General features: G+C 65.7%; 7 protein-coding genes and 1 tRNA gene. 4 read left to right on the top strand and 4 right to left on the bottom strand.

Annotated features, from left to right (window positions below; genetic code table 11):
* Positions 1-161: 161 nt before the first annotated feature.
* The 4 genes from KYX69_RS13265 to KYX69_RS13250 all read right to left on the bottom strand — a co-directional run bounded on the left by KYX69_RS13265 (position 162) and on the right by KYX69_RS13250 (position 5,256).
* A complete protein-coding gene (locus KYX69_RS13265) occupies positions 162-1,388 on the bottom strand; it encodes an integrase arm-type DNA-binding domain-containing protein (RefSeq protein WP_300498148.1) in 1,227 nt (408 codons plus the stop codon).
* Between the two features lie 166 nt (positions 1,389-1,554).
* Positions 1,555-1,641 (bottom strand) — tRNA-Leu (locus KYX69_RS13260).
* Between the two features lie 97 nt (positions 1,642-1,738).
* Positions 1,739-2,953 (bottom strand): MFS transporter, encoded by a 1,215-nt coding sequence (locus tag KYX69_RS13255; RefSeq protein ID WP_300498147.1) that lies wholly within the window; start codon positions 2,951-2,953, stop codon positions 1,739-1,741.
* Between the two features lie 38 nt (positions 2,954-2,991).
* The gene (locus KYX69_RS13250; RefSeq protein ID WP_300498145.1) at positions 2,992-5,256 is read right to left on the bottom strand and encodes a beta-glucosidase; all 2,265 of its coding nucleotides are present in this window, start codon (positions 5,254-5,256) and stop codon (positions 2,992-2,994) included.
* 213 nt (positions 5,257-5,469) lie between these two features.
* Between KYX69_RS13250 and KYX69_RS13245 the strand changes: the two genes are divergently transcribed.
* The 4 genes from KYX69_RS13245 to KYX69_RS13230 all read left to right on the top strand — a co-directional run bounded on the left by KYX69_RS13245 (position 5,470) and on the right by KYX69_RS13230 (position 11,799).
* Entirely contained in the window at positions 5,470-8,436 is a 2,967-nt protein-coding gene (locus tag KYX69_RS13245; protein ID WP_300498143.1) for a TonB-dependent receptor, read from the top strand.
* A gap of 96 nt (positions 8,437-8,532) precedes the next feature.
* Positions 8,533-10,062, top strand: a complete 1,530-nt coding sequence (locus KYX69_RS13240) for a tryptophan halogenase family protein (RefSeq protein WP_300498142.1) — start codon at positions 8,533-8,535, stop codon at positions 10,060-10,062.
* A complete protein-coding gene (locus tag KYX69_RS13235; RefSeq protein WP_300498140.1) occupies positions 10,059-10,775 on the top strand; it encodes a SapC family protein in 717 nt (238 codons plus the stop codon). The genes KYX69_RS13240 and KYX69_RS13235 overlap by 4 nt, the downstream gene beginning before the upstream one ends.
* Positions 10,768-11,799 (top strand): cupin-like domain-containing protein, encoded by a 1,032-nt coding sequence (locus KYX69_RS13230; RefSeq protein ID WP_300498138.1) that lies wholly within the window; start codon positions 10,768-10,770, stop codon positions 11,797-11,799. The genes KYX69_RS13235 and KYX69_RS13230 overlap by 8 nt, the downstream gene beginning before the upstream one ends.
* The last annotated feature ends 8 nt before the right edge of the window (positions 11,800-11,807 follow it).

The following is an 11,807-nucleotide window of genomic DNA, read 5'->3' as shown; positions in this document are numbered from 1 at the left end:
GGTGTTGACACCTGAGCCGGAAACCTTTTGCCCCAGACCCCCATCCGCCCCATCTCACGCTAGCTAAGGCGGGTTGCGGCGAAGCCTGCCGTTTGAGCGGCGCACGTCGAACGGCAGCATTGTCCCAATTCCGGCTGGGCGTTAGGCGTTCAAGAGTCTCGTCAGCCTCTTCCCGCAAAAGCGCCTTTGATGACCTTGCCTCCCTCCCGGATCGTATCGAGGTAGTCGCTCCACCATTGCGCCATACGCACCCGCTCATCCCAGTGCTTGCCGCGGTGATAGACGCCGCGAACCGCATTGCTGTCACCGTGCGCCAGTCCACGTTCAATTGCGTCCGGGTTCCAGAGGCCGCTTTCATTCAGCATGGTGGAGGCGGTTGCCCGCAGCCCATGAGCGGTGACCTCATCCTTGGTGAAGCCCATCCGGCGAAAGGCGGCATTCAAGGTGTTTTCGCTCATCGGTCGAACAGACGCACGGGCCGAGGGGAACACATACCCTTCGGCACCGACCATCTCGGCGAGCTCTTTCAGGTAGCCAATTACCTGCTTCGAAAGCGGCACGGCATGAGGGCGCCGCGACTTCATCTTGCCTTCAGGGATCCTCCACACACCTTCTTCCAAGTCGATCTCCTTCCACTCGGCGTGCCGTAGCTCGCCAGGCCGGACAAAAACGTGGGGAGCGATCAGAAGGGCATATCGGGTGATGAAGTTGCCAGTGTAGTCCTGGATCGCTCGCAGAAGCCCGCCAAGCTCCTTGGGCTCGAGAATCGCTGCGTAGTGCTTTGCCTTTGGCGTGATCAGCGCTCCGCGGAGCATGGACGTCGGGTCGCCTTTGCAGCGCGTGGTGGCAACGCCATACCGGAATACGCGGCTCGCAAATGATCGGGTCTTCTTCGCTGTCTCGTGCTTGCCCTTCGCCTCAAGGCGCTTGAGGGGGGCGAGCACTTCGAACGGCTCAATGTCATCGATTGGCCGGCTGCCAATGGCATCCACCAGCTGCTCGAGGAAGAAGTTGGCCTTCACGATGGTGGCATCTGCCCTGCCACTCTGCACCATCATCTGATCGATGTACTCACGCGCCACAGCTTCAAAGGTCTGGGCTGAGAGGAATTCGGCGCGAATCTTCTCCTTGCGCTTCTCCATTGCCGGGTCACCGCCGGATGCGATCTTGTGCCGCGCCTCATAGGCTGTCTGCCTCGCCTGCTTGAGGCTGATCTCGGGGTAGGCGCCGATCGAGAGCTTCTTTTCGACCGGGCCGATCCGGTAGCGGAAACGCCAGAGCTTGCCGCCTGCTGGGGAGACCTCGATGTACAATCCGCGGTCGTCAGCAACCTTGTAGGGCTTGTCCTTTGGCTTGAGTGCTCGAAGCCGAGTCTCGGTCAGCGGCATGTGCGGGCCTTTTCCCGATGTGGTTTTCGCAAAGGCCCGCAAAAGGCCCGCAAAAATGTGCGGAACCCCCGAGAAAAGGTGGGACGATCCGGCACGATCCAAGGGCCAATTCCCTTGGATTTCTGCGGACTTAATACACTTTTTGAGATGTTCCGAGAAGAACAAATGGTGCCCAGAAGAGGACTCGAACCTCCACGACCTTGCGATCGCCAGCACCTGAAGCTGGTGCGTCTACCAATTCCGCCATCTGGGCACGGGGTAGGCGAGCGCCTCTACGGGGGCGTCCGGGGGCTGTCAACCGCGAAGCCCGGCAAATTCGTGCGCGCGTTCGATTTTTTCACACGCGCCCTTCAACGCTGCTGACGGATGCCGAGGACCAGCGCCCCGCCGGCCAGCGTGAGGGCGGCGAGCAGGAGCATGATCGGGCCGAAATCGCGCGGCGTCGACAGCGCCCAGGCGAGCGCGGGGCCGATCAGCGCGGGGAGGGTGTTGGTCAGGTTGATGAGGCCCAGATCGCGACCGCGATGGTCCGCGCTGGGCAGCAACTGCATTGCGAAGCCGGAATGAATCGACAGGAACACCGACGAGCCCATGGCATAGAGGGCGAAGGCAGCAGCGGCGGTGGTCCAGTCACGCGCCAGCGCAAGGCCCAGCAGGCCGAGCGCCGCGAGCAGCGCGGCGACGACCAGAAACGGCTTGCGGCGCCCGATGCGGTCGGACCAGCGGCCGAGCAGGACCGCGATCGGCAGCGGCAGGAGGTAGGCGATCGTCATCAGCTGGCCGATCGGACCGACCTGTTTGGCGGCGGATATCTCGGGAGCGATGCTCACGAAATAATAGACGAGGTAGAGCGACAGGACATTGCCCGCAATCTGCACCAGCAGCCGCGCGAGCCAGGCAACGGCCAGATCGCGGCCGGCAAGGCGTGGCGGTGTGGTCGAGACAACCGCACCGGCCTCCACCGACGGCACGCGTAGCAACGGCACGATGCAGAGCAGCACCATGACGAGGATGAAGGCCAGCTGTGCGCCGTCGCCGGGCAGGGCGAGGGCGATCATCGCCGCGCCCACCGCCGACGCCAGCGGCGAGCCCAGTGCAATCAGGCCGCCCGCCAGCCCCATCTGCGTCCCCGGTACTTCGTCCGCCATGATCGCGAACAGTGGGGCGAGCAGTGCGTTGACCGCGACCTGGAACAGGATCACCGCGAGGATGATCGTCACGGGGGTCCGCGCGAGCGCAACGACCGCGAAGGACAAGGCAAGCAGCACCAGCCCGATGACCACCCAGGATCGCCGCCCACCACCGCGCGCGCGCGTCCGGTCGCTTGCCCATCCAAAGCCGATGTTGGACAGGCTGGCGGCGACGGCTCCCGCGATCACCGTCGCGGTGAACAGGCCGATCCGCGCTTCGCCCGCAATCTCCGCGATCCTGACCGGCAGCAACAGGCTGAGCAGGGGCAAGAAGGCGATCACGCCCCCGGCATTGGCGAGCGCGACCAGCAGGATGAAGCCCATCCCGCGCCGCGCCCCGCCGCCTGTCGCCTGATCGCCCGTCACCCGCTCCACCAGATCGGGCGCGCTGGAGGCCGCCCGTTTTCCGATGGCTAGGGCTTCATCGTCGCCGCGTCGAGCGTCGTGGCGAGCGTCATCGACCGGTCCGTCGCATCGCGGGCGATCGCGACGCGATAGCTGCCCCCCGCGATCCGCCAGCCGGGCAGGCTGGTGTCGTAATCGGCGAGGATGCGCGGCTCGGCAGTCAGCGTCACGCGGCGCGATTCGCCGGGGTTCAGCGTCACGCGCTGGAACCCGGCAAGGCGCATCGGCTTGCCCGATCCGTCGCGGGTCACATAAAGCTGCGGCACGTCCGCCCCGGCGCGCTGGCCAGTGTTGGTGACGGTGAAGCTGACGGTCAGCTTTTTCCCTCCCGTGACCTGCGGCTGGGCATAGGCGAAGCTGGTGTAGCTCAGGCCATGGCCGAAGGCGAAGAGCGGCTTGCTGCCCTGCCGCTCATACCAGCGATAGCCGACGTCGCTCCCCTCCTGATATTTGACCGGGAAGGTCTTCAAGCTGAAATCGCCGCCCGCCGCCGGGTTCGACGCGGCATCGCGCTCAAGGCCGGTGAGCAGGTCGAGCCCGACCGGGGTGGGGCGTGGTGCCTGCGCCTCGCGGACGGGGAAGGTGATCGGCAGGCGGCCCGACGGATTCACCTTGCCGGTCAGGATATTGGCGATTGCCTCGCCCCCGCGCTGGCCGGGATACCAGGCCTGCACCACCGCCGGGACCTGCGTGATCCACGGCATCGTCACCGGACCGCCGGTGGTGAGCACGACGACGGTCTTGGGCTGTGCCCGCGACACCGCGCCGATCAGCGCGTCCTGATGATCCGGCAGGCGCAGGTTCGGCACATCGTCCGCCTCGGTCGTCCATTGCGTTGCGAAGACAATGACGATGTCGGCTTTGGCTGCGGCTTCAAGCGTCGCGTTCAGGTTGCGGCCGTCGGTGAAGTCGACTTGCGCGCCCGGTGCCGCCTTGCGCAGCGCGGCGACGGGCGACGAGGCATGGTAGGTGATCCGTGCGAACGAGGCCGAGCCGCCATAGGCCAGCGGAATCTCGATCGGGGCGCCGCCGACCGAGCGGACCTGGCTGGAGCCACCGCCGGACAGGACGCCGACATCCGCGCCGCCGCCGACGACCAGGATCTTCTTCGCGCTCGCCGCCAGCGGCAGGATGCCGCCGTCATTCTTGAGCAGGACGATGCCCGCCTCGGCGGCACGTTGCGCGACATCGGCATTGGCGGCGTAATCGATCGGTTGCGCGGCGGAGGGCATCGGCGTGTCGAACGCGCCGGTCAGGATCAGGCCGGTCAGATAGCGCGCAACCATGTCGTTGAGGCGCGCCATCGGCACCTCGCCCTTCTCAACCGCGGCCTTGAGCGGTGCGTCGAAGAACATCGCCTTGTCCAGCTCCTGACCCGATTGCTGGTCGAGTCCGGCATTGGCCGCCTTCACGGTGGTGTGAACGCCGCCCCAATCGCTCATCACCCAGCCAGGGTAATTCCAGTCGCGCTTGAGCACCGTGTTGAGCAGGAAGGCATTTTCCGACGCCCAATGGCCGTTGACCTTGTTATACGCGGCCATCACCGATCCGGGCTTGCCCTTTTCGATCGCGATCTGGAAGGCGAGCAGGTCGCTTTCGCGCAGCGCTGCCTCGTCGATCTGCGCGTCGAGGACCATGCGGCCCGTCTCCTGCGCGTTGAGCGCGAAATGCTTGATCGTGGAGACGATGCGGTTCGACTGGACGCCCGCGATATGCGCGCCGGCCAGCTCGCCGGCGAGCAGCGGGTCTTCGCCCAGATATTCGAAGTTGCGCCCGCCCCATGGGTCGCGCGTCAGATTGACGCCGCCGGCAAGCAGGACGTTGAAGCGCTTGGCGCGCGCCTCCGCCCCGATCATCGCGCCGCCCGCGCGGGCGATCTCGGGGTCGAAGCTGGCGGCGGTCGCGAGGCTGGAGGGCAGGGCGGTGGCGACATCGCCCTTGCGCTGCTCCACCTGGTTGGCGACGCCGAGCGAGGCATCGCTTTCGCGCACGAGTGGAATCCCGACGCGCGGCACGCCGTCGATATGTCCGGCCGACGGGATCAGCTCTTCCTGAGTCTTGCCCCCGGCCATGGGCGGGAACAGGCCGTGGACCAGCATGATCTTTTCGTCGAGCGTCAGCTTCGCGACGATCGCGTCAGCGCGGGCGCGCGCCTGCTTTGCCGAAACAGGCGTGACGGCGGTGGATTTCGGGGCTTGCTGCGCGACGCTGGCACTGGTTGCAACTGCGCCAATGGCGGCCGCAGACATGAGTGCGGCGATCAGTTTCGACATCGAGCTTCCCCTCCGGAATAGTGCGCCGGACGTTCCTCGCCCCGCTGTTCGACACGCAGACAGCATAGATTGAGAACGTTCACAATAGCAGATTTGCGCGTTTTCAATGGCTGAATGGCATGGCTGCGGGCGCTTGACAACGTTGTACAACGGGTTCAAGTGAACGTTCTCAACTTGAGCGCGAATGGCGCGCCGAACGGGGAGGATTGGGAAATGCGTGACCTTAAGGCACGCGCGCTTTCGCGACTGGTGATCGGCGTTTCGACGCTGGCCATTGCGACCGCGCCGGCATTTGCACAAGAAACTGACACTGCGGCACCGGCCGATGAGGCCGAGGAAATCGTCGTCACCGGCATCCGCGCCAGCCTTCAGGCTGCGGTCGACATCAAGCGCGACGCGCAGGGCGTGGTCGACGCGATTTCGGCTGAGGATATCGGCAAGTTCCCCGACACCAACCTCGCCGAATCGCTTCAGCGCATCACCGGCGTGTCGATCGACCGTTCGAACGGCGAAGGCTCGACCGTCACCGTGCGCGGCTTTGGTCCCGAGTATAACCTCGTCACGCTGAACGGTCGCCAGATGCCGACCTCGACGCTGGGCGACGGTGCCAGCGCGCCGGCCTCGCGTTCGTTCGACTTCGCCAACCTCGCCTCGGAAGGCATTTCGGCGGTCGAGGTCTACAAGACCGGCCGCGCCGCCGTCGCCTCGGGCGGGATCGGTTCGACGATCAACATCAAGACGCCGCGTCCGCTCGATCGTCCGGGCATGCGCGGGTCGGTCTCGGTCAAGGGCGTGCTCGACACGTCGCTGAACGAAGGCAATGAGATCACGCCGGAAGTGTCGGGCGTGTTCAGCACCACCTTCGGCAATGAGGATCAGTTCGGTATCCTCGTCTCGGGCGTCTATCAGAAGCGCAAGGCGAGCGTGAACACCGGCTCGGTCGGGTTCGGCAACTCGTTCCTGGGTAACGAGAATGACTGGGGTACGCTCGGGCCGGAGGGGTCGAACGTCATCAACCGCCCCGGCGCGAACGAAGTCTATGAGGTCCCGCAGAGCGCGGCCTACAACCTCACCGACATCGATCGGGAGCGCATCAACGGCCAGGTCGTCCTGCAGGTCCGCCCAGCGGATTCGCTCACCGCGACGTTCGACTTCACCTATTCGCGCAACCGCGTCGAAGCACGCGACAGCAGCGTCGGCATCTGGTTCAACTTCGGCGATACCTCGTCCGAATGGACCGACGGCCCGGCGGCAGGTCCGGTCTTCTACACCGAGCGGTTCGGCCCCGGTAAGGACCTGTCCTACAGCGGCTCGCTGACCGCGAACGAATCCGAGAACAAGTCGTTTGGCGCCAACCTGAAGTGGGAAGCACCGGGCGGCGTGACCATCACGCTCGACGCGCATCATTCGACCGCGGAATCGAAGCCGACCAACAAATACGGCACCAGCACCTCGGTCGGTTCGGCGGTGTTCGGCGTCGCGTCGCAGACGGTCGACTTCACCAACGAACTGCCCGTGATCTCGGTGGTGATGCAGCCGGGGATCGACGCGCTCAACCCGGCGCTGATCACCGCGACCGGCAACTCGTTCCGCAACGCGTATTTCAAGGACGAGATCAATCAGGTGCAGCTCAATGGTCGCTACGACCATGACGGCGATTTCCTCGACTCGATCGACTTCGGCTTCTCCTATGTCGAGAACAAGGTGCGCTCGGCCTATGGCTTCGTTCAGAACGATACCTGGGGCGGCCTCGGCACCGCGGCGGACCTGCCCGACGATCTGTTCACCCGCGTCAGCCTGCCCGACAAGTTCCCGGGCCTGACCGGTTCGGACGCCGGCATCATTCCCGCCTATTACCGGTTCGATTTCGAGCGGATGGTGGGCATCCTCAACAGCCGCTTCGGCGTCTGCGGCGGGGACAATGATTGCCTTGCTCCGTACGAAACCGATCGCCGGATTCAGGAAAAGACGATCTCGCCGTTCATCCAGGTGAACACCAAGTTCGAGGTTGGCGCGGGCGACGCGCACCTGATCGCCGGTGTCCGCTATGACCAGACCACGGTCGCATCGGCATCGCTGACGCCGATCCCGGTCGGCACGTCGTGGAACGCGGCGGGTGAGTTCAACATCAACTACGGCACCGCCAGCGACTTCCTGACCACCAAGGGCAGCTATCAGAACTGGCTTCCGGCGGTCGATTTCGACATCGAGCCGATCGAGAACGTCAAGTTCCGTGCGTCGTACAGCCACACCATCACCCGCGCCGACTATAACAGTCTGCAGGGCGGCCTGACGCTCAACCGTCAGTTCGGCATCGCAGGTGGCGGCGGGCTTCAGGGCAACCCGAACCTGGTGCCGTTCCTGTCGCGCAACATCGACGTGTCGCTGGAATGGTATTACGCCCCCGCCAGCTACGTTTCGGCCGGCTATTTCCGCAAGAAGGTGAAGAACTTCATCAACTCGCAGGAAGTCGAGCGTTCGGCATTCGATCTGCGCAATCCGGCCGATGGTCCGCGCTTCCGCGCGGCTCAGGCGGCGCTGGGCGGCACGACCGACGTCTCGCGCATCCGCGACTATATCCTGCGCAACTTCAGCGGGGTTGAGGTCACACGCGACGCGATGGGCAACCCGATCCTCGACGTGAACGGTTACTATCAAGGCCGCATCTTCGGCCTGCCCGAGGACGGTCTGGTCGACTTCCGCGTCGGCACGCCGTTCAACTCGGACCAGACGGCGACGCTCTATGGCTTCGAATTCGCGATCCAGCATGCCTTCTGGGACACCGGCTTCGGTGCGCAGCTGAACTACACGATCGTGCGTGGCGACGCCGAGTTCGACAATGCCGCCAACCCCAATATCGGCCAGTTCGCGCTGGCGGGGCTGAGCGACAGCGCGAACGCGGTCGTCTATTACGACAAGGGCGGGCTGCAGGCGCGTGTCGCGTATAACTGGCGCGACAAATTCTACGCCGGCGGCAACCCGAACCCGACCTATGTCGAAGCCTATGGCCAGTTCGATGCCAGCATCAGCTATGAGTTCATTCCCGGACTCACCGCCTATGTCGAAGGCATCAACCTGACCGGCGAGGGGCGCCGCGGTCACCGCCGTAACGAGAATATGGTGACCTTCGCCCAGCCCGGTTTCGCCCGCTACATGGGCGGCGTCCGCTTCAACTTCTGACCTCCCCCCCAAGGCCACCCTCGTGCATTCGAGGGTGGCCCTTTTTTCATCGGGGATGCACAAGTCGGGGCGTCACTGAAGCAAACGGAACATAGGGTGGAGCAGCAAGCGGTCCGGATCGTCGTCGTCGGTGGGGGAACCGCCGGATGGCTGTCGGCATGTTGGCTCGCTGCGCGCGTGCCCGGCGCAACCATCACCCTAGTCGAATCTCCCGATGTCGCGACGATCGGGGTGGGTGAGGGTACCTGGCCGACGATGCGCCGCACGCTGCAGGCGATCGGGCTGGACGAGGCGGAGTTCCTGACCGCCTGTGACGCATCGTTCAAACAGGGGTCGCGCTTTATCGGCTGGGCGACCGGTGCGCCCGGCGACAGCTATTACCACCCCTTCACACCGCCGGTCGATGCAGACGCCCGCGCGCTGGTGCGTGGCTGGCGCGATGCCGCCGGGGATCAGGCGTTCGCGCCCGCCGTGTCGGTGCAGCCGCGCATCTGCGACCTCGACCTTGCCCCGCGCCAGCGGGCGATGTCGGGCTATGCCGGCGCGCTCAACTATGCCTATCACCTCGACGCGGCGAAGCTGGCCGCATTGCTGGCCCGGCACGGCGTCGACAAGCTTTGCGTTCAGCATGTCCGCGCGCATGTCACCGGGGTGGAAGCCGACACTGCTGGCGATCTGCGTGCGGTGCTGACGCGCGAGCAGGGCGCGATTGCCGGCGACCTGTTCATCGACTGCACCGGCCATGCCGCGCTGCTGATCGACGGGCATTTCGGTGTGCCCTTCATCGATCGCGGCGATGTGCTGTTCAACGATCGCGCGCTCGCGGTGCAGGTGCCGGTCGACCCCGCCAGTCCGATCCGGTCACAGACCGACGCGACCGCGCATGATGCGGGCTGGATCTGGGACATCGGCCTGCCCACCCGGCGCGGCGTGGGCTGCGTCTACTCCTCTGCCTTTATCGAAGATGATGCGGCGGCGGCAACGCTGGCCCGCTATCTCGGGCGCGATCCGGCCGATCTCGACGCCCGCGCGCTCCGCTTCCGCTCCGGCCATCGCGCCGAGTTCTGGAAGCGCAATTGCGTCGCGATCGGCCTCTCGGCGGGGTTCCTGGAGCCGCTTGAGGCATCGGCGATCGTGCTGATCGAATTGTCGCTGGGCGCGCTGATCGACGGATTCCCCGCCGACCGCGCGGCGATGGACATTCAGGCGCGCCGCTTCAACGCGCTGTTCCGCTATCGCTGGGACCGGATCGTCGAGTTCCTCAAGCTCCATTATGTGCTCAGCCGCCGCGACCAGCGCTATTGGCGCGCGTATCGCGATCCGGCGTCGATCCCGGATCGGCTGAACGAGCTGCTGATGCTGTGGCGCCACCAACCCCCCTCGATCGCCGATTTTCCCGCGGTGGACGAGATTTTCCCCGCCGCCAGCTACCAATATGTCCTCTACGGCATGGGCCATTCCGCGCCGCCGCCCGGCCCGGTTGCGGTCGATGCCGATGCAGCCGTCCGCGCCATGGCCCAAGCGGCGCAGCGCGGCCGGGCGCTCGCCGCCAGCCTTCCCACCAACCGCGCCTATCTTGACGCGCTGCACGCCGCCGCGCCACGCAGGGCGCTGGAGACCCTATGACCGACCATCAGCTGCTGACCCCCGAGGCCCATGCCGATCTGCGCGTGCATCGCGAACGCGGCGCGACCTATGGCGATGCGGTCATGTCTTGCGTCACCGTGCCCGACGAGTTCCGGCAGGTGCAGGCCCACTATCCGATCCTGTTCCGCCGCAATATCGAACGCGATGAGGTCGTCGCGGTCGCCCTGTTCGGGTTCGAAGAGGGTGAGAATCTGTTCCTGACCGACGATCGCTGGGACGCGGGCTACGTCCCGCTCGCGATCGACATCCAGCCCTTCCTGATCGGCGGAGCGCCGGAAAGCGATGCGGCGAAGCAGGTCTGCGTCGATCTCGCCAGCCCGCGTATCGGCACGGGAGAGGGCGTGCGGGTATTCGACGAATTCGGTCGCCCCAGCCCGTATCTCGAAACCGTCGCCGAGCAACTCGGCGCGCTCGACGCCGGGTGGCAGGGGGCCGTCAGCTTCTACGCCGCGCTGCGTCGCCACGACCTGCTCGAACCGCTGACGTTCGAGATTACGCTGGACGACGGCTCGACCCACCGGCTGGTCGGATTTCATGCGATCAACGAGGACCGGCTGCGCGGCTTGGATGCCGCTGCGCTGGGCGAACTGCATGAAGAAGGGCATTTGATGCCGCTGTTCATGGCGGTGGCGTCGATCGGCAACATCGCGTCGCTGGTCGATCGCAAGAACCGGCGGATCGCGGATGGCTGAGGCAGATCCGGGCGCGTTGGCAGGCCTGGCGGCGGTGCCCGAGGTCGCGGTGGCCGACGCCGCCGCACTCGATGCGCAGCTGCGCGCCGCGACCGCGCCGTTCGTGGTGCGCGGGCTGGTGCGCGACTGGCCGCTGGTCCAGGCCGGGCTGGAGTCGGGCCGCGCCGCGCGCGACTATCTGCTGCGCCGCCGCCGCGACACGCGTTTCACCGTGTCGGTGGGACAGCCGGGCAGCGACGGGCGGCTGTTCTATGACGCGGCGATGGGCATGAACTTTCAGGTCGTGCGCGCCAAGCTGCCCGAGATTTTCGCGAAGATCGACGAGACGGAGGGCGATCCCGCCGCGCCACCCATTTATCTCGCCTCGATCGACGTGCATGACTTCTTCCAGGGGCTGCATGAGGCGAACCACGTCGATCTGGGCGATCGGCAATGCCTGGCCAGCATCTGGATCGGCACGCGCACGCGCATCGCGGCGCATAACGACATGCCGGCGAACCTCGCCTGCGTTGCCGCCGGACGCCGCCGCTTCACGCTGTTTCCGCCCGAGCAGTTCCGCAACCTCTATCTCGGCCCGCTCGACAACACGCCCGCCGGACGCGCGGTCAGCATGGTCGATTTTCGCAATCCCGACTTCGCCGCGCATCCGAAGTTTCATGAGGCGCTGGCGCATGCGCAGGTGGTCGAGCTCGAGCCGGGCGACGCGCTGCACATCCCGTCGATGTGGTATCACCATGTCGAGGGGCTGGAGCCGTTCAACATCCTGCTGAACTATTGGTGGCGCGAAACGCCCGCATGGCTCGGCCAGCCGCAGGACGCGCTCAACCACGCGCTGCTTGCGATCCGTGATCTGCCGCCGGCGCAAAAAGCGCATTGGCGCGACCTGTTCGACCATTATGTGTTTTCCAATGACGAAGCCGTCACCGCGCATATCCCGGAAGGCGGGCACAGCATCCTCGCGCCCCTGACGCCCGAAACCGCGTCGCGCATCCGTACCTTCCTGCTGCGGCAGCTCAGCCGATGAGGACTCCC

The sequence above is a fragment of the Sphingomonas sp. genome (genome assembly GCF_030145815.1).
Taxonomy (GTDB): domain Bacteria; phylum Pseudomonadota; class Alphaproteobacteria; order Sphingomonadales; family Sphingomonadaceae; genus Sphingomonas.
The sequence above is the reverse complement of the archived record's forward strand: the minus strand, read 5'-3'. Positions and strand labels throughout refer to the sequence as shown.

Bases quoted from the DNA above. Each gene is read 5' to 3' on its own strand.
- KYX69_RS13265 (WP_300498148.1), bottom strand. From the start codon at position 1,388: ATGCCGCTGACCGAGACTCGGCTTCGAGCACTCAAGCCAAAGGACAAG.
- KYX69_RS13250 (WP_300498145.1), bottom strand. From the start codon at position 5,256: ATGTCGAAACTGATCGCCGCACTCATGTCTGCGGCCGCCATTGGCGCA.
- KYX69_RS13245 (WP_300498143.1), top strand. From the start codon at position 5,470: ATGCGTGACCTTAAGGCACGCGCGCTTTCGCGACTGGTGATCGGCGTT.
- KYX69_RS13235 (WP_300498140.1), top strand. From the start codon at position 10,059: ATGACCGACCATCAGCTGCTGACCCCCGAGGCCCATGCCGATCTGCGC.
- KYX69_RS13230 (WP_300498138.1), top strand. From the start codon at position 10,768: ATGGCTGAGGCAGATCCGGGCGCGTTGGCAGGCCTGGCGGCGGTGCCC.